This is a genomic window from Bradyrhizobium sp. UNPF46, assembly GCF_006658625.1.
Taxonomy (GTDB): domain Bacteria; phylum Pseudomonadota; class Alphaproteobacteria; order Rhizobiales; family Xanthobacteraceae; genus Bradyrhizobium; species Bradyrhizobium nitroreducens.
Genome location: NZ_LFJB01000047.1, coordinates 38,808 through 59,934, shown reverse-complemented (window position 1 = coordinate 59,934; position 21,127 = coordinate 38,808). Strand labels below are relative to the sequence as shown.

Genomic DNA, 21,127 nt, shown 5'->3' with positions numbered 1-21,127 from the left:
GCGTCTTCGTGCAAAACCATTCATCTGGCGTTCAACAAACAAATGCCGCGGAACAGCCGAAGTTCCGGAACAACTCAAACCTCCTTTCGTTGTCGGCGCGGGCAATGACGCAAAGAACCACGTGAGGAGAATTCTATGTTGAACCGCTTTATGATCTCGGTTGCCGCGGCCGCACTTGTCGCGGGCGCAGGTGTGGCGAACGCACAGGGCATGAAAGGCGACACCGGTGGTGCGGCCGGCGCACAGCCGACGCAACAGCAGCCGGCGCAGCACGCGCAGCCTTCGGGTGGCGCGGCGGAGCATGGCGGCGCCATGAGCCGGGACAAGGGCACCGTCGGCCAGGCCGGCGGCGCCATGAAGCCGGGCGGAGCCGCCGAGGAGAAATCCTCGGGCGCGATGGAGAAATCCGGTGCCATGGAGAAGTCCGGCGGGATGGAGAAGTCCGGCGCGATGAACAAGAACGCGGCTGAAGAGAAGGCCGGCTCGGCGAAGGGCGAGCACGCCCAGGGCGCGCAGGACAAGTCCATGCAGGACAAGTCGAAGAGCACGATGGACAAGTCCCAAATGGACAAGTCCAAGAGCTCTGAGACAGATACCAAGAGCGGCAACATGAACGCCCAGACCAAGGGCGCGGACAGCAAGGCTGGCGACACCAAGTCTCAGACCACGACCGGCACCGCCTCTGCGACCGCTTCCGCTCCGCCTCCCGAGAAGCGGACCGAAATCTCCACCGCGATCAAGTCGACCAAGATCGAGGAGACCACCAACGTCAACTTCAACATCTCGGTGGGAGCCGCGGTCCCGGCGTCCGTCCACTTCCACCCGCTGCCGCCCCGGATCGTCGAGATCTACCCGCAGTGGCGCGGCTATGAAGTGATCTTCGTCCGCGGCCAGTACGTGATCGTCCGCCCGCAGACGCGCGAGATCGTCTACATCATCGAAGGCTAAGGCCGGATACCGGCAACCTCAGGGGGCGGGCAGCAATGCCCGCCCTTTGGCGTTGGCGCGGCAGCCATGCTTTGGACTGGTTAACAAGCAATTTCCGTAGCTTCCGCACAGGTTTTTGCACTCCGGATGAGGTACCTGAAGCCGCCTGGGAGGCCCTTCAAGGCTTCCCCTCACGCGCTTTGTTACCTATAACCCCGGCACGCCGAAGCACCTCTTTGCGGGATTGGAATGGCCGAACCAGCAACCGACACGATCCTCGTCCTCAACGGGCCGAACCTCAACATGTTGGGGACGCGCGAGCCCGAGAAGTACGGCCATGCCACGCTGGCCGACGTCGAGGCGCTGTGCCGGGAGACCGCGGCGACGTTCGGTCTCAAGGCCGATTGCCGGCAGTCCAACCGCGAAGGCGAGTTGATCGACTTCATCCACGAGGCGCATGCCCGCAAGATGAAGGGCATCATCGTCAATGCCGGCGGCTATTCGCACACCTCGATCGCACTGCACGACGCCCTGCTCGCGGTGCAGATCCCGACGGTCGAGGTTCATGTAACCAACATCCACGCCCGCGAGAGCTTCCGTCACCACTCCTATACGGCACGCGCGGCGTTCGCCTCGCTCTGCGGTTTCGGCATCGAGGGTTACCGCCTCGCCATCCAGGGCCTTGCCGCCAAGCTTGCCATCAAGCCCAAAGCCTGAAGCCCCCTCATCAAACAGAACATTCGGATCAAAGAACATGGCGCGCCAGCCAGACGACAAAGCAGCCGCAAAGTTTTCCAGTGAGGATTCCGCGCTCGTCCGCGAGCTCGCTTTGCTGCTCGATGAGACCAGCCTCACCGAGATCGAGATCGAACGCGCAGGCTTGCGCCTGCGCGTCGCCCGCAACCTCAGCGTCGCCGCGACCATGCCTATGCCGATGGCTGCCGCTCCCGCCGCCCTGCCGGTCGCCTCGGCCGCGCCTGCCGCCGCCGGACCCGACCTGTCGAAGCATCCCGGCGCCGTCAGCTCGCCAATGGTCGGCACCGCCTATTGGGCGCCGGAGCCCGGCGCCAAGCCGTTCATCGAAGTCGGAACCAAGGTCTCGGTCGGCCAAACGCTGCTGATCATCGAAGCCATGAAGACCATGAACCAGATTCCCTCGCCGCGCGCCGGCACGGTGACGCAGATCCTGGTCGAGGACGGCCAGCCGGTCGAGTACGGCGAGCCGCTGGTCATCATTGAATAAATAAGCGAATGGCGAATAGCGAATGATGCCCGTCTTGCCACTCGCTGTTCGCTACTCCCTCTTCGCCCGCTGAGGCACCATGTTCGACAAGATCCTCATAGCCAATCGCGGCGAGATCGCCCTTCGCATCCTCAGAGCGTGCAAGGAGCTCGGGATCGCCACCGTCGCCGTGCACTCCACTGCCGACGCCGACGCCATGCATGTGCGCCTGTCGGACGAGAGCGTCTGCATCGGGCCGCCGGCGTCCAAGGACAGCTATCTCAACGTGCCCGCGCTGCTCGCGGCGTGCGAGATCACCGGCGCCGACGCCGTGCATCCCGGCTACGGCTTCCTGTCGGAGAACGCGCGCTTTGCGGAGATCCTCGCCGAGCACAATCTGCATTTCATCGGTCCCAAGGCCGAGCACATCCGCCTGATGGGCGACAAGATCGAGGCCAAGAAGACCGCCAAGAAGCTCGGCATCCCCGTGGTGCCCGGCTCGGACGGCGCCGTCGGGCCCGACGACGACGCCATGGCGATCGCAAAGCAGATCGGCTTTCCGGTGCTGGTGAAGGCTGCCGCCGGCGGCGGCGGCCGGGGCATGAAGGTCGCGCACAGCGAGGCCGACCTTCTGGTCGCGCTGTCGACGGCGGCCAACGAAGCCAAGTCCGCCTTTGGCGATGCGTCCGTCTACCTCGAAAAATACCTCCAGAAGCCGCGCCACATCGAGATCCAGATTCTCGGCGACGGCCGCGGCGGCGCGATCCATCTCGGCGAGCGCGACTGCTCGCTGCAGCGCCGCCACCAGAAGGTCTGGGAGGAAGGTCCCTCGCCGGTCCTTGACGCCGCCGCGCGCGCCAAGATCGGCGAGACCTGCGCGAAAGCCATGCGCGACATGAAATATCTGGGCGTCGGCACCATCGAGTTCCTTTACGAGGACGGCGAGTTCTACTTCATCGAGATGAACACCCGCATCCAGGTCGAGCATCCCGTCACCGAGAGCATTACCGACATCGACCTCGTGCTGGAGCAGATCCGCATCGCCGCCGGGGGCGATTTGCCGGCAAGGCAGCAAGATATCCAGGTGATCGGCCATGCGATCGAGTGCCGCATCAACGCCGAGAATCCCCAGACCTTCCGCCCCTCACCCGGCCGCATATTGCAGTACCATCCGCCCGGCGGACTGGGGGTGCGGATCGATTCCGCCGTCTACCAGGGCTACACGATCCCGCCCTATTACGATTCGCTGGTCGGCAAGCTGATCGTGCACGGCAAAACCCGCGCCGAATGCCTGATGCGGCTTCGCCGGGCGCTGGACGAGATGGTGGTGGAGGGCATCGAGACCACGCTGCCCCTGTTCCGCGCGCTGGTGCGGGAAGGCGACATCATCAACGGCGATTACCACATCCACTGGCTGGAACAGTATTTGGCCGGCAAGGATCCCACCCCGCAATAAATCCCGCCCCGGCGGGAACCCTTTGGCCCCTATTGCGTTCTCGACGCGGGGACAGTTCCAAGGGGGCGCTTTGATTTCTACCGAACGTGACAGAGCGAGGCCGTCGTGACGGCCGAGGCCCAACGACGGCGCGCATTCTGGCAGATCCTGCTGATCGCGGCGGGTCTTCTGATTCTGGCCGTCATCAGCGCCGGCTCGGTCTATCTCGTCAACAAGGCGCGCGAGGACAGCAAGTGGGTGGTTCACACCATCGAGGTGGAGAACCAGATCAACAGCCTGCTGCTGGAGATCCGGCGCGCGGAAAGCTCCGCCCGGGGGTTCCTGCTGACCCAGGCAGAAGGCTTCAAAATCGACCACGAAAAGGCCGTGGAGGCGATCGTCCCGGCGCTGGACAAGCTGACACGCCAAAGCGGCGACAATCCCGCGCAACGCGAGAACGTCGAAAAACTGAGCGCTGCGATCGAGACGCGCCTCGGCCAGTTCGCGCAGGAAATGGAGTTCATCCGCCAAGGCCAGCCCGACAAGGCCGCCGCGTTGATCCGCGAAGTCGTCTCCACCGACGCCACGGCCGCCATCACCAGGATCGCAACGGGCATGATCCAGGAAGAGGAACGGCTGTTCCGGCTGCGCTCGGAAAATGCCGACCGCAGCCAGACCTTCGCTGCCTCGATGACGGGCATCGGCTCCGGCCTCGTCGTGCTGTTGGCCTTGATCTCGACATGGCTGGTGCGGCGCTCGGCCCGCGCCCGTGACGAGGCTGAAGCGCGGCTGCGCGATGCCAACGTCAACCTGGAGTCCGTCGTCGACGAGCGCACGGCGGATCTGCGCGAGGCCAACGACGAGATCCAACGCTTCGCCTATATCGTCAGCCACGATCTGCGCTCGCCGCTCGTGAACATCATGGGCTTCACCAGCGAGCTTGAAGAGCTCGGCGGCGACATCTTCCACCGCATCGGCAGCCTTGCTCACGTTTCCGCGGAGGGCGCGCCGCTGGCCCCCGCGGGGCCGGGCGAAATCGTGCTCGAGGGCGCCGATAAGCAGCTCTCGGAGGACTTTTCCGAAGCGCTCGGCTTCATCAAGACCTCGATCGCCAAGATGGACCGGCTGATCTCGGCCATCCTCAACCTCACCCGCGAGGGCCGCCGCGAATTCCAGCCCGTGAAGATCGACACGCGGGAGATGATCGAGGCCGTCGTGTCGACGCTGGCGCATCAGGCGGCGGAGGCACAGGCCGAGATTCGCCTCGAGCCGCTGCCTGATATCGTGAGCGACCGCCTCGCACTCGAGCAGATCTTCTCGAATCTGATCGACAACGCCATCAAGTACCTGAAAAGCGGCGTGCCCGGCGAGATCAGAATCCGCGGGCGGACCAAGCTCGGCTACGCCATCTTCGAGATCAGCGACAACGGCCGCGGGATCGATCCGAAGGATCACCAGCGTATCTTCGACCTGTTCCGCCGGGCAGGAACCCAGGACAAGCCCGGCCAGGGCATCGGTCTTGCGCATGTGCGTGCACTTGTGCGTCGCCTCGGCGGCACCATGTCGGTATCATCGGAACTGAACGCGGGCAGCACCTTCACCATCACGCTGCCGATCGCCTGGAATGAGAGCAACCGGAACGCAGAACGATGACCCAGCCAGTCACCATCATCATGATCGAGGACGACGAGGGCCACGCCCGCCTGATCGAGCGCAACATCCGCCGCTCGGGGGTCAACAACGAGATCGTGTCCTTCCAGAACGGCACGGATGCGATGCAGCACCTGTTCGGCGCCGACGGCTCCGGGCTCGTGCAGAAGGGCAACGCGCTCCTGATCCTGCTCGACCTCAACCTGCCCGACATGACCGGGATCGACATCCTCAGGCAGATCAAGGAAAACAAATATCTGAAGGCCTCGCCCGTGGTGGTGCTGACCACCACCGACGACAGCCAGGAAATCAAGCGTTGCTACGAGCTCGGCTGCAACGTCTACATCACCAAGCCCGTCAACTACGAGAATTTCGCCAATGCCATCCGGCAGCTCGGCCTGTTCTTCTCGGTCATCCAGGTCCCGCCCGCCGCCCCATGAACCAGCGCACGCCCACCCTGCTCTACATCGATGACGACGGTGCGCTGGCGCGCCTGGTCGATCGCGGCCTGACGCGGCGCGGCTACAAGGTCGTCCATGCCGCCAGCGGCGAGGAAGGCCTGGAGCGCATCCGCCGCGCGGTTGCCCAAGGAAACACCGATGGCGGTATCGACGTGGTCGCGCTCGACCAGTACATGCCCGGCCTCGATGGCCTCGAGACACTGGAGCAGATCATGGCGATCCCGGGCGCCCCGCCCGTGGTGTTCGTCACGGCCTCGCAGGACTCCAACATCGCCGTCACCGCGCTGAAGGCGGGCGCGGCCGATTATCTCGTCAAGGACGTCACCGGCGATTTCATACCCCTGCTCCACGTCGCGACCGAGGGCGCGCTGCGCCAGGCCGAATTGCAGAAGGCGCGCGAGGAGGCGGAAGCCGAGATCCATGCCTCGCGCGACCGCTATGCCGCCCTTGCGGCAGAACGCGAGATGCTGCTGCGCGAGGTCAACCACCGCGTCGGCAATTCGCTTCAGATCATCGCCTCGCTGCTCCACCTTCAGGCCAGCTCCGCCGCGCAGGACGAGGTCAAGGCGGCGCTGACCAATGCGATGGGCCGCGTCGCCGCGGTCGCGCAGGTGCACCGCCGCCTCTACACCTCGCAGGACCTGAAGAGCGTGGTCCTGAACCAGTATCTGGACTCGCTGCTCGAGGATCTCCGCCGCTCGGCCGAAGGTAACCGGATGTCTCGCCTGACGCTGAAGGCCGAGCCGATCGAGATCGACCCGGACCGCGCGGTCGCCGTCGGCATCATCGTCAACGAGCTGGTGATGAACGCGGTGAAATACGCCTATCCCGACGGCGCCGGCCCGATCCATGTCGAGCTGAACGCACAGGGCGACGATCTCCTGCTGTCGATCACCGACAACGGCGTCGGCGACAACGTCAAGGCCGATCCGCGCTCCACCGGCATGGGCCAGCGCATCGTCGCGGCCATGGCCTCCAAGCTCGACGCCTCGGTCGAGCGCGATCCCACCCATTCCGGAACCCGGATCGTGCTGAAGTTCGGCCGCGTGACCCCAAGCCTCGGCAAGACCAGCACCGCCGCCGCGGGCTGAGCTGGCGCCCTGCTGCGCCCCATCGCAACCGCATCGCGATCCTGCTATGATTGCGCACCATGACTTCGCGTGACTCCGCTTCGTCTGAAATCACCCCGGCCGTGCTGCTGCGCGCCTACGCCTGCGGCATCTTCCCGATGGCGGAAAGCGCCGACGATCCGACCCTGTTCTGGGTCGAGCCGGAGCTTCGCGGCGTCATCCCCCTCGCCGGATTTCGCGTCGCCTCGCGGCTTGCACGCACCGTGCGCTCGGATGCGTTTCGCGTGACGGTGAACACCGCATTCAAGGCGACGATCGCCGGCTGCGCCGCGCCGCAGGAAGGACGCGAGGACACCTGGATCAACAAGCGCATCCGCGACCTCTATGGCGGCCTGTACGAGCTCGGCCATTGCCACAGCGTCGAGGCCTGGCAGGGCGATGATCTCGTCGGCGGGCTGTACGGCGTCAGCCTGGGACGCGCCTTCTTCGGCGAGAGCATGTTCCACACCGCGCGCGATGCTTCAAAGGTCGCGCTCGTGCATCTGGTCGCGCGGCTGATTTACGGCGGCTTCGAGCTGCTCGACACGCAATATGTCACGGAGCACCTGAAGAGCTTTGGCGCGGTCGAGATCTCGCGGCGGCGCTACACCGCGCTGCTCGACAAGGCGCTGACCGGCGAGCCCGGCGATTTCCTCCGGCTCTCACCCGGTGACGCGATCCCGGGCGCACGCGCGCTCGAGATCATCGCCTCGCGACAATAGTCGATAGTCGTCTTAGCGGCCAAACCCGGGGGGATTTGGCCTAGCGGCCAAACCCGGGGATACCGAACAGACCCGGCCGCTGCTCTGGCGGCGGAGGCGGCGGCGGCGCCGGTTGCTGCGGCTGGATCGGCGGCAGAGGCTGCGGCGGACGCTGCTGCACCTGCTTGGGCGCGGCCTTCTTCTGTGCGGGCGGCGGCGGAGCCGGCGGCTTGGTCGCAGGATCCGGTGCAGCGGTCGCGATGGTCTGCTGCGGCTCTTTGCAGTCGGTGAGCCAGATGTCGTAGATCGGGTGCTCGACGCCGTGCAGGCCCGGGCTTGCCGCGTACATCCAGCCCGAGAAGATCCGCTTCACCTCCCCTTGCAGGGTGATCTCGTCGACCTCGACGAAGGCGTCGGTATTGGCGGCCTCCGTCGCCGGCCGCGTGTAGCAGGCGTCGGTCTTGACCCTGAGCGCGCCGAACTGGACGGTCTCGCCGATCTCCTCGTCGAAATTGATGATGCGCCCGGTGATCTTGTCGAGGCCGGAGAAGGTCGCCTTCTTGTTCACGATCTTCTGCGCCGGCGGTTCGGTGACCACCTCGTCGCCCGGCTGGAGGCTCGCCGGGGTCTGCGGCACGGCGCCGCCCGGTCCGCCCTTCTGCTGCGGCTGACGCCCCGGCGCGCCCGGCTGGGCGCCGCCTGGCGGCGCAACCGCCACGGGCGGCGGCTGGTTGGGTGGGGCCACGGTGGAGCCCGGCGGCGGCGCCAACGGCTGGGTCTCGACCGGCCCCGGCATCACATTGCCCTGCCGTCCCTGAGGCGGCGGAGGCATCGGGCGCGACGGCAGCACGCGGCCCTGCGGCGGCAGCTCCGGCACCTCTTCGTCGTCGTCGGGGATCTGCTGCGGTTGCGGCTGGCCGCGCGGAATATTACCGGGCGGCCGCAGCGGCGGCGGGTCGGAAAAGATCGTGCCGATTTGCGCCTGAGCCGGCGTCGCGGCCGTCAGTGCGGTGGCGGCCAAAAGCGCCGCAAGACCTGTCAGAGTAATGGTTCGAAACATCTCGCGCGGCTTCAACAGCGAATCGGGCTTGCTGGACATTCTACAGGGGATACCGCCGCTCGCAGGCCCTCCGGTTAACACGGCGAATACGGCGGGGGAAGGGCGGCATCCCTGCCCTTCCCGGCCGAGTCTGGCCAGACCGGCTGCCGAATGGGATAGTCGGACGCCCCTCCCAGGGGCGCGAGGCGGGCATCGCCTTCCGAATGCCCCCGACTGGAAACACCCCGAGGTCACTCCCCATGCCCGTTGTGCTCGATCCCGATGCCGCTGCCGTCTACAAGGCCTTCCAGGACGCCGGCCGCCCGGCCTACGAGACCCTGACGGCGCCCGAGGCCCGCGCCTATTACGCGCAGGCCCGCTTTGCCACCAACCCCGAGCCGCCCGAACTTGCCCGCGTCGCACAGCTTGCGATCCCGGCGCCGCACGGGGAGATTCCGGCCCGCCTCTACGTTCCGAAGGAGCCGCGCCGGCAAGATGGACTGTCGCCGGCGCTTGTATTCTTCCATGGCGGCGGCTGGGTGATCGGCGATCTCGACTCCCATGATGTCGCCTGCCGGCAGCTTGCCGACGCCGGCGCGCTGATCGTGATCTCGGTCGATTACCGCCTCGCCCCCGAGCACAAATTTCCCGCGGCCGCCGATGACGCCATCGCGGCGACCAAATGGGTTGCCGCCAACGCACGCGAGCTCGGCATCGACGCCGCCCGCCTTTCCATCGGCGGCGACAGCGCCGGCGGCAACCTCACCGCGGTCGTCGCGCTCGCCGCGCGCGATGCCGGCGGCCCTGCGCTCGCGGGCCAGGTGCTGATCTATCCCGCCACCGACTTCGCCATGACCCACGGCTCCCACAGCGAGCCCGAGACCAGCGTGCTGCTGACGCATTCGGTGATCCGCTGGTTCCGCGACCACTACCTCAACGGCGCCGCGGACATCCACGATTGGCGCGCGTCGCCGGCACGGGCGCAAGATCTTGCGGGCCTGCCGCCGGCCTACGTGCTGACCGCCGGCGCCGATCCACTGCGGGACGAGGGCAACGAATACGCCGCGCGCCTGAAGCAGGCCGGCGTACCCGTCACGTTCAAGCATTATCCCGGCCAGTTCCACGGGTTCTTTACGATGGGCAAGCTGCTGCCACAGGCCAATGTCGCTATCGGCGAGATCGGCGCGTGGCTGAAGGGATTGGGATAGCCCGTAGCCCGACACTCATAGATGCCTTCCATCCTCGCAACTGCTCTCGCCCTTCCTTTGCGCGTCCTGACCTGGCTCGGCAGCCAGGGCACCCGCGGCGTCGCCGCAGTCGTGTTCATCGCAGCCGCGGTGCCGCCGCTCGGCGCATTGCTGCGTCCGTATCTCACCGAGGCCATCCTCGGCCTGCTCTGCATCTCCTTCATGCGGGTCGATCTGGCCGCGCTCTACAGCCATCTGCGCCGCCCGGCGCTGGTTGCAACTGCCACGGCCTGGACCACGATCGGCGTGCCGTTGATCGTCGGCTTGATCGCGCACGCAACCGGGCTCACGGCCCGCGCGCCCGGGCTTTCGCTCGCGCTGATGCTCCAGAGCATGGCCTCACCGATGATGGCCTCGCCTGCCCTCGCCGCATTGATGGGACTCGATGCCACGCTCGTGCTGATCACGCTGGTGACCTCGACCGCGCTGGTGCCCTTCACTGCCTCGATTTTCGCAGGCCTCTTCCTCGGCGACATGCTGAGCATCACGCCGCTGACGCTGGGCCTGAAACTGCTCGGCATCCTCACAGCATCGCTGCTGGCCGCGACCGCCATCCGCTGGATTGTCGGCGCGGAGGCAATCCAGCGTCACAAGACGCCGATCGACGGCCTCAACATCATCATCCTCTTCATCTTCGCCGCCGCGGTCATGGGCGATGTCGTCAGCGACCTCCTCGCTCAGCCGCTTGTCACCATCAGCCTCACAGCTCTGTCCTTCGCGATCTACTTCGCCCTGCTCGCCGTCACCACGCTGCTGTTCCGCCGCATCGGCACCGGACGCGCGCTGGCACTCGGGCTGATGGTGTCACAGCGCAATCTCGGCCTGATGCTGGCGGCGACGGCCGGCGCATTGCCGCCCGCCACCTGGCTCTATTTCGCGGTGACGCAGTTTCCAATTCACCTCGCGCCGTACATGCTGATGCCGATCGCGCGGCGGCTGACGGGGCGCGCGCAGGCCCCCGGCTCCGCTGCGGCGAGCTCCCCCTAACCCGCGCGCGCCGCGCGCCGCAGCGCCTGCGGCGGCTGGCCGAAGGCGCGCCGCCACGGATCCGGATCACGGAAAACGCCCTTCTGACCTCATTCGAAGTACGAGTATCGGAGTATCGCTACTGGCGTCTTCTAAGAAACTATAATAGGTTGTATTTTTTATCTCGCTCGCATGGAGAAAATTATGGGCGACAATTTCAGCAACATCTCGCAATCAGTAATTTATAATAGATCGTTGGTCAAAGACTCATCTGCAATGCTCTCCACCGCGGGAAATGCAGCAGCAGCAGAAGCGATAACAAAAGTCGCCAAGCTGGTAGAGGAGTCCGGCAACAAAGAAGCAGAGGAATTGTTTGCTCAATTCAACGAGGAACTTCAGAAACCAGAACCACGTAAATCTCTGTTACGTAGATCCTGGGATAGTTTAGTTGCAGTTTTACCCGCGGTGACAGCTGTTGCTGGCGCAGCAGCCGCCATTAGCAAGCTATTCAGCTGACCAACAAAATTCTCAATGACCGGCTATCAGGATGAAACGCAACCTTGTGTTGGAACATTCTATTCCGCCTGCGGCATTCAATGATAAGCGTTTGAGGCGTGAGGACATAATCGACCTATTCTCAGATTTTCTCGATACATATTTATACTCAAAGTCATCCAATGCTGACGAACGTCAGTCCGCAGCCAATCCCCGCCAGCGAAAACAGCTGGAGTTCGCTGATAACCGCGCCTTCTGGGAGCAGGTGCTGGGACGGCGATTGAGGGAAGGAAGACGAGTCGCGCTGATCAACTTCACCGTGACTGAATGGGCCCCGCTATCACCCGGCAGGTTCTTCACGACACGCGCGGCTGAAGCGCGTCAGCTGGCCGATGACATGTATCGGCGCGATGATTACGAATATCTTCCTCTCGGAAAACAAGAAATGATTCTGGGAGGCGTCGGATCAATCAGGCTCGCCAGCAAAGTTCTCCAAGAAGGCAGATATGTGATCTTAGGTGCATCGAGCACAGGCGCTTCACACGAAGGCATTCCTATTTGTGTGCCAGAGGAAATCGCCGACGAGATACGAGATCAATTGGCAGACCGAAGGGCAGCCCTAAGCGACATAAAAGGCACTGTACGCTACTTACCCAAATCACTGTCCGTCTTTCAATATGACAATAAGATACCCAGAATCGCTTTATTTGCCGACGAGATTCAGGTCGCGCCTAGAAGGCCCCAAAGCCCATTAGTCACTATTGCGATCGCTTACAGCACTGAAAGATCAGAATATCTATCGACTGCCGGACCATCGAGCTTAGAAAAACAATGGTGCTACGCATCATTCGACCCGACGGATCGCACACGCTCCATGGAAGACGCGATCGATTGGATGAAAGGTTTTACGACCAGATACGGCGCGGGAGACAATCCCCCTATCCTGTTTGATTTCGATGAACTCTACGATCATTTCCCGCAGCAGGTGGAAATTTCGTTGCGATCTCTTTTCGGCCGAAGGATCGATGTTGAAGGAATCTTGCGTCAAGGGACCGATCGGCCGGGAATCGAGATCAACATAAACGGCAAGATAGTCATGGGGGACAATTTCGAGAACATCTCGTCATCGCAGATTATAAACCGCAGTGTTGTTTGGAGCGTACCCAGCGCCGTTGACCTCCAATGGGAAGTGCAGAAAATCGGGTCTCCGAAACTCGAAGCCCTATTCGAGAGCTTCACGAACATCGGTGCAGGCCGCCAACCGTCCCTTGGCGCTTGGTGGGAACTTCGCTCGGAGCTTCGGAAGACTGCAGGAGATCTACCCGTCATAGACGAAATAACCCGCCAGCTAGCCGGAAGGCTTCGCTTCGGCATGATGTCACTGCGAAATAGGTTGTTTGACATCGTACATGCCTCTCACGGTCTCGACAGCGAACCTTTTTCGGAATTTATTCAGCACAATAGTGATCTCGCTGTTCTTTTGGATTTGGTCCAGAGGGTACGTGCGAGATTTGCTCGAATAGGAGAAGACGAGCAACTGGATCGATCCCTATGCATGGATGCTCTTCAGCTAAGAGGAGAGACGGACTGGGTAGACGCGCGTCGCTTGGCAGAACTTGGAGCAGTTGCTCTTCGGGAAGATAAGCGGGGAACGTCTTTATTATTCGTCGCTATGCTAGAAGACATTCGAGAAAGCCGATTGGGATCGGCGAAGTCGAAGCTCAAGAATCTAAGCGAAATATTGCCTGAGCTCGACGGCAAGCTATCTGATTACGTGGAAGATATTTGTTCCTCGTAGAAAACTCAGCAACCGCGCATAGTTCGCACGAGCCTAGCCTGCCGGGCGTCCGCAGACACCTTTCCACGCTCCATCGCTGGAGGACTTTAGGGATGCGCGGCGTTTCTCTTCCATCAGCTTCCTAACCCGCCCGCGCCGCGCGCCGCAGCGCCTGTGGCGGCTGGCCGAAGGCGCGGATGAAGGCTCGCCGCATCCGCTCGGGATCGCGGAAGCCGGTCGCCTCAGCAACGAGCTCGATGCCCTCGCGCGAGGACTGCACGCGCTCACGCGCGACTTCGAGGCGGAGCCGCTCGATCGCCTTCGACGGCGTCGTGCCGGTTTCGGCGGCGAAGGCCCGGGCAAAATGCCGCGCGCTCATGCCGGCGCGATCGGCGAGATCTTCAACAGTCAGCCTCGTGTCGAGATTCTCGCGCGCCCAGGACAGCAGCGCGCCGAAGCGGCCGTTCGGCGCCTTCAGTTCCAGCAGAGAGGAGAACTGCGACTGGCCGCCGCTGCGGCGATGATACAGCACGAGGTGACGCGCGGCCTGCTGCGCGATCTCCTCGCCATGATCTTCGGACACCATCGCGAGCGCAAGGTCGATCCCTGCGGTGATGCCCGCCGACGTCCACACATTGCCGTCGCGGGTGAATATCTGGTCCGGCTCGAACTTCACCTTGGGATAACGCGCGACGAAATCGCGCGTGCGCCCCCAATGCGTGGTGGCGCGGCGGCCATCGAGCAGGCCGGCCTCGGCCAGCACATAAGCGCCCGAGCAGACGCTTGCGACCCGCACGCCGCGCTTGGCCAGCCGCTGCACGAAGGCGCGCGTTGCCTCGCAACGCGCCGCATCCGTTACGCCAACGCCGCCCGCGATGATCAGCGTGGTGATCGCATTCGCCGACTTGAAATCACGCGCCATCATCTCGACGCCCGACGAGCTGCGCACAGGGCCCGCGTTCAGCGCCAGCACTCGTAGCGCCAGCGGCGTGCCGGCGCAGCGCGCCGCGACCTCGAACACCGAGATCGGACCTGCCGCATCGAGCAGCTGAAAGTCCGGGAAGATCAGAATGCCGATCATGGTCAATGTCCGAAATAGTGGGAATTATGCCATTTCAGACGCAAAGGCAGCATGCCATTCTGCGCGCGTCAAGCTCATCTTTGAAAGGATCCGCCGATGTCGTCACCGCTCCAGATCGGTCTCCTGATATTTCCGCGCGTCACCCAGCTCGACTTCACCGGTCCCTTGCAGGTGTTCGCCATGGTGCCCGGTGCGAAGCTGCATTTGATCTGGAAGCGGATCGAGCCGGTGCCGAGCGATTCCGTGCTGACACTGACGCCGACCACGACGTTCGCGGACTGCCCGCAGCTCGACGTGATCTGCGTGCCGGGCGGCGGCGGCACCAACGATCTGCTCAACGACGAGGAGGTGCTCGGCTTCCTGCGCAGGCAGGCCGCGGGCGCACAATACGTGACCTCGGTCTGCACGGGATCGCTGGCGCTCGGCGCCGCCGGCCTGCTGAAGGGCTACCGTGCCGCCACCCATTGGAGCGCGATGGAGATGCTCAGCCAGTTCGGCGCGACGCCGACGAAGACGCGCGTCTGCATCGACCGCAACCGCATCACCGGCGGCGGCGTCACCGCGGGCATCGACTTTGCGCTGACGCTGGTGTCGATCCTGGTCGATCGCACCACGGCGGAAGCGATCCAGCTCCAGATGGAATACAACCCCGCCCCGCCGTTCAACTCCGGCTCGCCGGATACGGCATCGGCCGAAGTGATGGCCTTGCTGAAGGAACGTGGCGCGCAAAACCAGGCGCGGCGCCTCGAGGCCGTGAAGCGCGCGGCGGAACGGGTCGCTTAATCTCCACTCTCGTGTCCTGGGCGCCGCACAAACGCTCTGGACCACCGGACTGCTGACATGACGTTGGCAGGAGCCTGCCGCGACAATCCGCCTCGTGCGCCGCTCCGGCCTCCCGGCCGCGCGCGCAAGGGAGGATCTGACCATGGCGCGGTACCGGCTGCATTGTGTCGGAGCCTCGGGCAATTCATTCAAGGTTGCCCTCTTCCTCAACTGCGCCGGGCTCGACTGGGAGCCGGTCGGTGTCGACTTCGCTGGCGGTGAGACCCGCACTTCTGACTGGCGGGCCGCAGCCAACGTCATGGGCGAAATTCCTGTCCTCGAAGTCGATGGCCGGCATATGAGCCAGTCAGGTGCGATCCTGATGTGGCTCGCCGAGACTCACGGCGTGTTCGCTCCGACCCGCCAGGAGACCTTCGAGACGATGCGCTGGCTGCTGTTCGACAATCACAAATTCACGTCAAGCTTTGCGCAGCACCGGTTTCAGCGATGCTTCGTGCCGGAGCCGTGCCATCCGGCCGTGCTGGCCTACCTGCGTGCGCGCACCGAAAGCGCCTTCTCGATCGTGGAACGTCACCTCTCCGACCGCCGCTTCATGCTGGGCGACCGCCCGACGATCATCGATTTCTCGCTGTTGGGCTACCTCTACTATCCGGCCGAGGAGACAGGCTTCGATCTTGCGGCCGCCTTCCCCGCCATTGACGACTGGCGCCGGCGTGTCACGGAGCTGCCGGGCTGGAAGCCGCCTTATGAGATGATGCCGGCCGGCAACTCGTCACCGCTTCATCTGAATCGCTGCGAAGCGGAAAGCGCCGGCCGTTGATCGCCTCCATGTCCAGGGCGCGCGGTGTGGGAAGTGCTGCGTCCGGGGCACGAGACGTCGCGCAAGTCCCCAACAGAAAAAGGCCGCTCGGTTTCCCAAGCGGCCTTTCCTGTCTTACGGCGGCTGCACATTCCCATCGGGCGATGTCGGAGCTTCCAGACCGGGGGCCTATCTCCCGATCGAGTCCTTCCTCGGCGGCCGCTGCATCTCGGGACAGTCGCGAACTGTTGCCCGAACCGAACGCAATGGTCTCCCATCTCCGTAAGATGGGATCATTGAGCCGCATCGCTCGCGTTGGTGCAACGGCCGCGCATGCGCCGTCCCCGCTGTTCCCGTTGTCCACAGCTGTTCGCGCGGATGCATATGCATCCGCTTCTGACGTCGACGATGGCGGCTGGCGCGTTGGCCTGAAGCTAGCCAGGGGTCCAGGGCTGGTAGTCGCCGGTCGCCTTGGGCCGCTTGCCGCTGGCGAGGGTCGAGCCCGAGGGACGATAGGCCATTGCCGTGCCGGTGAGATTCGGCTGGTGCGGCTTCTCCCACTCGCGCGGCTGGTAGTTGTCCTGCGTCGGCGGCACGTCGACGACGTGATGAATCCAGCCGTGCCAGGACGGCGGAATCCGGCTCGCCTCGGCATAGCCGTTGTAAACCACCCAGCGCCGCTCGAAGCCGAGGGTCGGATCGACCGCCCCGCCGCGGGTGCGATAGTAGAGATTGCCCTGCTCATCCTGGCCGACCAACTCCCCGTACCGCTTGGTCCAGAGCTGGGTGCCAAAAGTCTGGCCATTCCACCAGGTGAAGAACTTCAGGAAGAACTGTTTCATGCGGCAAGGGCCCTGCTTCGTCGGGCCCTGATGCCATCCGGGCGGCGAAATGTCCAGTCGGCGGCGGCAGCGGTGCCTCCGCGGATGTGACGACCGGTCCAGGCGCTGCCGCAAATCGGACGCGATCCATTCATGCCGGGTACAGCGGACGCGAGCGAGGCTCCATCGACGCGCAAACTGGCGTGATCCAAGGAACCCCGGCCCTCTCATAGGGTTTGCTTCCGGGAAAAGGAGTTTTAATCATGAAAAGTCTGAAAGTCTTGAGTGCCGCTGCGGCGGTGGCCTTGGTTCTCCCGCTGGCAACGCCGAGCTTCGCACAGGGCCATGGCGGTCGTGGTGGTGGCGGCGGCGCGCATTTCGGTGGCGGCGCGCGCATGGGCGGCGGCAGCTTCGGCGGCGGTGCGCGAATGGGTGGCGGCGGCGCCGCCTTCCACGGGGGTGGTGGCAATTTCGCGGCCGGCGCAGCGGCCCGTCCGAGCGGCGGCACGTCCTTCACCGGTGGCGCAGCCCGTAACTTCGCAGCCGCCAGCGGCGGCACCTGGCAGGGCCGGAGCGGCAACTGGAACGGCGGAAACAACTGGCACGGTGGAGGCTATCACCACCATCGCCGCGGCGGGTTCTGGCCGGGCTTTGCGGCCGGCGCGGCGATCGGCGGCCTGGGCTCCTACGCCTATTACGGCGGCGGCTATTATGACGACCCCTACTACTATGGCGACAGCTACTACGATGAGCCGTCAGTGGCGGTGGTCCCCGATAGCGGCGGCGATTCCACGGCGTATTGCGCGCAGCGCTACAAGTCGTACGACCCTGCTTCGGGCACCTATCTCGGCTATGACGGCCAGCGGCATCCCTGCCCGTAACTGCTCAGCTCACGTTTGAAGGAAGGCGTCGCAGCGCTGCGACGCCTTTTTTCGCGCGTTCATCCGTCACGGCGATGGCGCCCATATCGGGCCGCCGCCGGCGATGATGCGTACAAATCGACGTAAACGGACCCGTATTCACCGCACCGTGCATATCTCCCCTGATCCAATCCAAAATTGACCCGACCCACGATTCGCGGATATCACCAATGACAGTGGGGACTTCGATCTACTGGGAAGTGTCATGCCGCGTATTCTCGTGGTTGATGACGATCCGATGGTCGGCGCGACCATCGAGGTCCTCCTCCAACGTCAGGGCTTCGACGTCACGCTGGCCGACGGTGGTGAAACAGGACTGGCTGCGCTGGAAGCGCAGACGTTCGAGGTGATGCTGGTCGACATCTTCATGCCGCATATGCGCGGCTTCGAGTCGATCCGCATCTTTCATGAACGCGCGCCGGCTACTCCGCTGATCGCGATGTCCGGTTACGCCTTCGCATCATCCGCCTCGCCCTCTCCCGATTTCCTCCGCATGGCGCTCGAGCTGGGCGCAACGCGGTGCCTGCGCAAGCCGTTCACGCCCGAAACGCTGCTGACCACGATCCGGGAATGCCTCACGGGCGAGAGCGCGCAGCCGAAGGACAAGAAAGAAGCCCCTTGATTCCAACGCAGCGCGTCATTCTCGGTGCTGGACTTGCCATCCTCCTGATCATCACCGCAGCCTCGATCGCCCTCGACGTCAAGTCGCGGTCCGATGCGGCCTGGGTCAACCATACCGTCCAGGTGCAGAAGAAGATCTCCGATCTGCGCGTGCTGCTGCGCCGCGCCGAGAGTGCCGCGCGCGGCTTTGAACTCTACCGCAGCCCGGGCTTCAGCGCCGAGTTCGAGGCGGTCCACGCCGAGATCGCGCCGGCCCTTGCCGAGCTCAAGCGCGGCCTGCGCGACAACCCCGATCAGGTCACGCTGCTGGAGAGCATCGAACCGCTCGCGCTGCGTCGCGTCGAGATCGCCGCGACGGCGATGCGCCTGCGTGCCGCGAACGACGAGGCAGGCATTGCCGCGCTCAACGGCAAGGCCGAGGGCCGCGGCCTCATGGACACGGTAATGGCCAATCTCGACCATCTGAGCGCGGAGGAGGAACGCCTGCTCGCCGCGCGGTCCCAGGATTCGCGCCGTACCGGCATCGTGCTGCTCGGCATCGACGTCGCCGGCGCCGTGCTGATCCTGATGCTGGTCGCCCTGGTGATGCGCGAGAGCCGGCGCGCCACAGGGCAGCTGCAGAGCACGCTGAGCGAGACCACGGCCGCCAAGCAGGCGCTCGAAGCGGCGGTGGCCGAGCGCACCGAGCATCTGGTGACCGCGCATGACGAGCTGCGTTTGTCGGTCAACGTGCTCCAGAGCACGTTTCACAGCATGGCCGAGGCGGTGCTGGTGATCGATGCCGAGGGCAATGTCCTGCTGTCCAATCCGGCCGCCGAGCGCATGCTGCTGCATCGCACCGGCATGAACCTGCGCAATCTGCGTGCGATGTCGGAGGTGTTTCACGGCGACGGCGTCACGCCGATGGAGGCCGACGATCTGCCTTCGGTGCGCGTATTGCGCGGCGAGAAGTTCGAGGACATGGAGATGATCGTCCGCCCGCACAGCGGCAATCCTCCGCGTCATCTCATGATCAGCGGCAGGCCGATGCTGGACGGGCAAGGCGACATTTCCGGAGCGGTGCTGGTCTATCACGACGCGACCATGTCACGCGAGACCGAGCGGCAGTTGTACCAGTCGCAGAAGCTGGATGCGATCGGCAAGCTGACCGGCGGCGTCGCACACGACTTCAACAACATGCTGACCGTGATCTCCGGCAACACCGAGCTGCTGGTGGAGGGCCTGAAGCAGCAGCCCGAGCTGCAGCGCGTGGCGCGGCTGATCGACGACGCCGCCGAGCGCTGCGCCGAGCTGATCCAGCATCTGCTCGCCTTTGCGCGCCGGCAGCCGCTGCAGCCGCGCAACGTCGAGATCAACGCCGCGATCGCCGACATCGCAAAACTCCTGCGCCCCACCCTCGGCGAGCAGATCCAGATCGAGACCGTGCTGGAACAGGGGCCGATGACCGCGCATATCGATCCGTCCCGGCTCACCAATGCCGTGCTCAACATGGCGATCAACGCGCGCGACGCCATGCCGAACGGCGGCAAGCTGCTGCTGGAGACCCACCGCGTCGTACTGGACGAGGCCTACGCGCAGGCTCATGCGGACGTGGTGGCCGGTCCCTACGTCATGCTCGCCGTCAGCGACACCGGCACCGGCATGTCGCCCGACACCCAGCAGAAGGCATTCGAGCCCTTCTTCACCACCAAGGAGGTCGGCAAGGGAAGCGGCCTCGGCCTTTCCATGGTCTACGGCTTCGTCAAGCAGTCCGGCGGCCACATCAAGATCTACAGCGAGGAAGGCCACGGCACCACGATCAAGCTCTATCTGCCCCCGGGCGAAGGCACCGCGGAGGTTGCCCCCGTCGTCGCGCCGCAGGTCGAGGGCGGCGCCGAGACCATCTTCGTCGTCGAGGACGACAACCTCGTGCGCAACTTCGTCACCGCGCAGCTCCAGAGCCTCGGCTACAAGACCGTGGCCGCGCCCGACGGCAAGGCCGCGCTGGACTTGATCGAGGCCGGCCAGGCCTTCGACCTGCTGTTCACCGACGTCGTCATCCCCGGCGGCATGAGCGGGCGCGAGCTCGCCGAAGAGGTGGCCAGGCGCCGGCCGGGCCTGAAAGTGCTCTACACCTCCGGCTACACCGACAACGCCATCGTCCACCACGGCAAGCTCGACGACGGCGTGCTGCTGCTGACGAAACCGTATCGGAGAAACCAGCTGGCGGAGATGATCCGGAAGGCGCTGGGTGGGGCCTGACGACTCCCATCAAACGGTCGTTAGACTGACTTCGTTCAGAAATTCATTTCGAGTATCAAGCTGTCCGGCAAGTAGAAGCCATTGAGCGTTGAGGATTGTAGCGAAACCGTGCCACCGCCGGTCACTTTGGTCAATTTCTTAAGCGCCTGAATTGCTGGATGCTTCTCCTGCAGAAATTCCAGATCGCTGATTTCAAGATCAGGGAGTTCGGTTCGATGCTTTGAGATGATCTCCGCAGCGCGCCTATAGAACTCATGCTTGTCCTTAATATCCACGCTGGGAACAATCCAAAGCCGCCAAATGTTGCTCTCCGGATTCACAACCCACAGAGCCGCCCGCGGAGCCATTTTGTTTTGAGTGAGGAGTTCGACCAACAATCGTCCATTGCTCACCAGTTTGCTTTGATCCAAGCGAAAACTCCCGAATTGGGTTCAGCTATTGCATTAAGCAGCAATTGAGCTGAGTGCGTGTCCTTGACGTCGTATCGGCTCTCGGGCCCCCATTCTGTCACGACGGCCCAATTTGCAGCAAATACGGAATCTTGATCTTCTTTAGCTTTTAAGTCACTCGAAAGCCCCGCAATGCTGACCAACGGCTTGAATGAGTGCTGATAGATTGCATTCACGAAGGCCTTGTCGGGAATTACTTCGGCCAACATTAGTTTCGCTATGCATGCTTTCAGGCCAAGCTCGACCGAATAGCCCGCTAGATAATAAGCCCCTGAGTATCTCTTGTTCAAAAAGAGAATGTTAGCATCCTCCAATTTGTTCTGCGAAAGTACTTGCAAGTCTGCTCTCTTCAAACCGAAGGCCATACCTCAAAGACCCCGCAG

At 63.9% G+C, this 21,127-nt stretch carries 22 protein-coding genes; 17 read left to right on the top strand and 5 right to left on the bottom strand.

All coding sequences use genetic code 11. The features are described from left to right. Positions 1 to 135: 135 nt before the first annotated feature. The 8 genes from UNPF46_RS19965 (at position 136) to aat (ending at position 7,526) form a co-directional block, all read left to right on the top strand. The gene (locus UNPF46_RS19965; protein ID WP_100178862.1) at positions 136 to 948 is read left to right on the top strand and encodes a DUF1236 domain-containing protein; all 813 of its coding nucleotides are present in this window, start codon (positions 136 to 138) and stop codon (positions 946 to 948) included. A 228-nt stretch (positions 949 to 1,176) separates the two neighbouring features. Then, positions 1,177 to 1,644 carry a type II 3-dehydroquinate dehydratase gene (aroQ, locus tag UNPF46_RS19960; protein WP_092262044.1) on the top strand — a complete coding sequence of 156 codons (468 nt, stop codon included), beginning with the start codon at positions 1,177 to 1,179 and terminating at the stop codon, positions 1,642 to 1,644. 37 nt (positions 1,645 to 1,681) lie between these two features. Next, complete coding sequence (gene accB, locus UNPF46_RS19955) at positions 1,682 to 2,170, top strand: acetyl-CoA carboxylase biotin carboxyl carrier protein (protein WP_100178861.1); 489 nt, start codon at positions 1,682 to 1,684, stop codon at positions 2,168 to 2,170. 79 nt (positions 2,171 to 2,249) lie between these two features. Further along, on the top strand, positions 2,250 to 3,605 hold the full coding sequence (gene accC / locus UNPF46_RS19950) for an acetyl-CoA carboxylase biotin carboxylase subunit (protein WP_100178860.1): 1,356 nt from the start codon (positions 2,250 to 2,252) through the stop codon (positions 3,603 to 3,605). 105 nt (positions 3,606 to 3,710) lie between these two features. Continuing rightward, positions 3,711 to 5,237 carry a sensor histidine kinase gene (locus UNPF46_RS19945; protein ID WP_142251139.1) on the top strand — a complete coding sequence of 509 codons (1,527 nt, stop codon included), beginning with the start codon at positions 3,711 to 3,713 and terminating at the stop codon, positions 5,235 to 5,237. Beyond that, positions 5,234 to 5,674 carry a response regulator gene (locus UNPF46_RS19940; RefSeq protein WP_100178858.1) on the top strand — a complete coding sequence of 147 codons (441 nt, stop codon included), beginning with the start codon at positions 5,234 to 5,236 and terminating at the stop codon, positions 5,672 to 5,674. Before UNPF46_RS19945 ends, UNPF46_RS19940 begins: the two co-directional genes overlap by 4 nt. Next, positions 5,671 to 6,786 carry a sensor histidine kinase gene (locus UNPF46_RS19935; RefSeq protein WP_100178857.1) on the top strand — a complete coding sequence of 372 codons (1,116 nt, stop codon included), beginning with the start codon at positions 5,671 to 5,673 and terminating at the stop codon, positions 6,784 to 6,786. Before UNPF46_RS19940 ends, UNPF46_RS19935 begins: the two co-directional genes overlap by 4 nt. A 59-nt stretch (positions 6,787 to 6,845) precedes the next feature. Further along, a complete protein-coding gene (aat, locus tag UNPF46_RS19930) occupies positions 6,846 to 7,526 on the top strand; it encodes a leucyl/phenylalanyl-tRNA--protein transferase (protein ID WP_142251138.1) in 681 nt (226 codons plus the stop codon). Positions 7,527 to 7,566: 40 nt separating this feature from the next. Here aat and UNPF46_RS19925 read toward each other — a convergent pair whose 3' ends face one another. Beyond that, positions 7,567 to 8,604 carry a DUF2155 domain-containing protein gene (locus UNPF46_RS19925; protein WP_174718786.1) on the bottom strand — a complete coding sequence of 346 codons (1,038 nt, stop codon included), beginning with the start codon at positions 8,602 to 8,604 and terminating at the stop codon, positions 7,567 to 7,569. Positions 8,605 to 8,804: 200 nt separating this feature from the next. Here UNPF46_RS19925 and lipP1 point away from each other — a divergent pair, with 200 nt between their 5' ends. The 4 genes from lipP1 to UNPF46_RS19905 all read left to right on the top strand — a co-directional run bounded on the left by lipP1 (position 8,805) and on the right by UNPF46_RS19905 (position 13,050). Next, positions 8,805 to 9,752 (top strand): LipP1 family hormone-sensitive lipase, encoded by a 948-nt coding sequence (gene lipP1, locus UNPF46_RS19920; protein WP_100175667.1) that lies wholly within the window; start codon positions 8,805 to 8,807, stop codon positions 9,750 to 9,752. 21 nt (positions 9,753 to 9,773) lie between these two features. After that, positions 9,774 to 10,778 carry a Na+-dependent transporter gene (locus tag UNPF46_RS19915; RefSeq protein ID WP_142251137.1) on the top strand — a complete coding sequence of 335 codons (1,005 nt, stop codon included), beginning with the start codon at positions 9,774 to 9,776 and terminating at the stop codon, positions 10,776 to 10,778. A 183-nt stretch (positions 10,779 to 10,961) separates the two neighbouring features. Then, positions 10,962 to 11,273 (top strand): hypothetical protein, encoded by a 312-nt coding sequence (locus tag UNPF46_RS19910; protein WP_142251136.1) that lies wholly within the window; start codon positions 10,962 to 10,964, stop codon positions 11,271 to 11,273. 31 nt (positions 11,274 to 11,304) lie between these two features. Continuing rightward, on the top strand, positions 11,305 to 13,050 hold the full coding sequence (locus tag UNPF46_RS19905) for a hypothetical protein (protein ID WP_142251135.1): 1,746 nt from the start codon (positions 11,305 to 11,307) through the stop codon (positions 13,048 to 13,050). A 121-nt stretch (positions 13,051 to 13,171) separates the two neighbouring features. Here UNPF46_RS19905 and UNPF46_RS19900 read toward each other — a convergent pair whose 3' ends face one another. Beyond that, positions 13,172 to 14,110 carry a GlxA family transcriptional regulator gene (locus tag UNPF46_RS19900; RefSeq protein WP_142251134.1) on the bottom strand — a complete coding sequence of 313 codons (939 nt, stop codon included), beginning with the start codon at positions 14,108 to 14,110 and terminating at the stop codon, positions 13,172 to 13,174. 96 nt (positions 14,111 to 14,206) lie between these two features. On the opposite strand from UNPF46_RS19900, the gene UNPF46_RS19895 reads away from it, so the two are divergent. Both UNPF46_RS19895 and UNPF46_RS19890 read left to right on the top strand, forming a co-directional pair. Next, positions 14,207 to 14,893 carry a DJ-1/PfpI family protein gene (locus tag UNPF46_RS19895; RefSeq protein ID WP_142251133.1) on the top strand — a complete coding sequence of 229 codons (687 nt, stop codon included), beginning with the start codon at positions 14,207 to 14,209 and terminating at the stop codon, positions 14,891 to 14,893. 142 nt (positions 14,894 to 15,035) lie between these two features. Then, the gene (locus UNPF46_RS19890) at positions 15,036 to 15,713 is read left to right on the top strand and encodes a glutathione S-transferase family protein (RefSeq protein ID WP_100181005.1); all 678 of its coding nucleotides are present in this window, start codon (positions 15,036 to 15,038) and stop codon (positions 15,711 to 15,713) included. A 413-nt stretch (positions 15,714 to 16,126) separates the two neighbouring features. Here UNPF46_RS19890 and UNPF46_RS19885 read toward each other — a convergent pair whose 3' ends face one another. Next, positions 16,127 to 16,534: an NADH:ubiquinone oxidoreductase subunit NDUFA12 gene (locus tag UNPF46_RS19885; RefSeq protein WP_100175672.1), complete on the bottom strand. Its 408-nt coding sequence runs from the start codon at positions 16,532 to 16,534 to the stop codon at positions 16,127 to 16,129. Positions 16,535 to 16,776: 242 nt separating this feature from the next. On the opposite strand from UNPF46_RS19885, the gene UNPF46_RS19880 reads away from it, so the two are divergent. From UNPF46_RS19880 to UNPF46_RS19870, 3 genes are all read left to right on the top strand, one after another. Further along, entirely contained in the window at positions 16,777 to 17,394 is a 618-nt protein-coding gene (locus UNPF46_RS19880; RefSeq protein ID WP_142251132.1) for a BA14K family protein, read from the top strand. A gap of 244 nt (positions 17,395 to 17,638) precedes the next feature. Beyond that, entirely contained in the window at positions 17,639 to 18,055 is a 417-nt protein-coding gene (locus UNPF46_RS19875) for a response regulator (RefSeq protein WP_100175674.1), read from the top strand. Beyond that, positions 18,052 to 20,295, top strand: coding sequence for a CHASE3 domain-containing protein (locus UNPF46_RS19870; RefSeq protein WP_142251131.1), 2,244 nt, complete (start codon positions 18,052 to 18,054; stop codon positions 20,293 to 20,295). Before UNPF46_RS19875 ends, UNPF46_RS19870 begins: the two co-directional genes overlap by 4 nt. Positions 20,296 to 20,330: 35 nt before the next feature. On the opposite strand, the gene UNPF46_RS19865 is transcribed toward UNPF46_RS19870, so the two are convergent. After that, positions 20,331 to 20,705, bottom strand: coding sequence for a hypothetical protein (locus UNPF46_RS19865; protein ID WP_142251130.1), 375 nt, complete (start codon positions 20,703 to 20,705; stop codon positions 20,331 to 20,333). Continuing rightward, positions 20,684 to 21,082 carry a HEPN domain-containing protein gene (locus UNPF46_RS19860; protein ID WP_181770021.1) on the bottom strand — a complete coding sequence of 133 codons (399 nt, stop codon included), beginning with the start codon at positions 21,080 to 21,082 and terminating at the stop codon, positions 20,684 to 20,686. The genes UNPF46_RS19865 and UNPF46_RS19860 overlap by 22 nt, the downstream gene beginning before the upstream one ends. Positions 21,083 to 21,127 lie beyond the last annotated feature (45 nt).

Coding starts and splice junctions, on each gene's coding strand:
- UNPF46_RS19965 (WP_100178862.1), top strand. CDS start 136: ATGTTGAACCGCTTTATGATCTCGGTTGCCGCGGCCGCACTTGTCGCG.
- aroQ (WP_092262044.1), top strand. CDS start 1,177: ATGGCCGAACCAGCAACCGACACGATCCTCGTCCTCAACGGGCCGAAC.
- accB (WP_100178861.1), top strand. CDS start 1,682: ATGGCGCGCCAGCCAGACGACAAAGCAGCCGCAAAGTTTTCCAGTGAG.
- accC (WP_100178860.1), top strand. CDS start 2,250: ATGTTCGACAAGATCCTCATAGCCAATCGCGGCGAGATCGCCCTTCGC.
- UNPF46_RS19940 (WP_100178858.1), top strand. CDS start 5,234: ATGACCCAGCCAGTCACCATCATCATGATCGAGGACGACGAGGGCCAC.
- UNPF46_RS19935 (WP_100178857.1), top strand. CDS start 5,671: ATGAACCAGCGCACGCCCACCCTGCTCTACATCGATGACGACGGTGCG.
- aat (WP_142251138.1), top strand. CDS start 6,846: ATGACTTCGCGTGACTCCGCTTCGTCTGAAATCACCCCGGCCGTGCTG.
- UNPF46_RS19925 (WP_174718786.1), bottom strand. CDS start 8,604: ATGTCCAGCAAGCCCGATTCGCTGTTGAAGCCGCGCGAGATGTTTCGA.
- lipP1 (WP_100175667.1), top strand. CDS start 8,805: ATGCCCGTTGTGCTCGATCCCGATGCCGCTGCCGTCTACAAGGCCTTC.
- UNPF46_RS19915 (WP_142251137.1), top strand. CDS start 9,774: ATGCCTTCCATCCTCGCAACTGCTCTCGCCCTTCCTTTGCGCGTCCTG.
- UNPF46_RS19910 (WP_142251136.1), top strand. CDS start 10,962: ATGGGCGACAATTTCAGCAACATCTCGCAATCAGTAATTTATAATAGA.
- UNPF46_RS19905 (WP_142251135.1), top strand. CDS start 11,305: ATGAAACGCAACCTTGTGTTGGAACATTCTATTCCGCCTGCGGCATTC.
- UNPF46_RS19900 (WP_142251134.1), bottom strand. CDS start 14,110: ATGATCGGCATTCTGATCTTCCCGGACTTTCAGCTGCTCGATGCGGCA.
- UNPF46_RS19895 (WP_142251133.1), top strand. CDS start 14,207: ATGTCGTCACCGCTCCAGATCGGTCTCCTGATATTTCCGCGCGTCACC.
- UNPF46_RS19890 (WP_100181005.1), top strand. CDS start 15,036: ATGGCGCGGTACCGGCTGCATTGTGTCGGAGCCTCGGGCAATTCATTC.
- UNPF46_RS19885 (WP_100175672.1), bottom strand. CDS start 16,534: ATGAAACAGTTCTTCCTGAAGTTCTTCACCTGGTGGAATGGCCAGACT.
- UNPF46_RS19880 (WP_142251132.1), top strand. CDS start 16,777: ATGAAAAGTCTGAAAGTCTTGAGTGCCGCTGCGGCGGTGGCCTTGGTT.
- UNPF46_RS19875 (WP_100175674.1), top strand. CDS start 17,639: ATGCCGCGTATTCTCGTGGTTGATGACGATCCGATGGTCGGCGCGACC.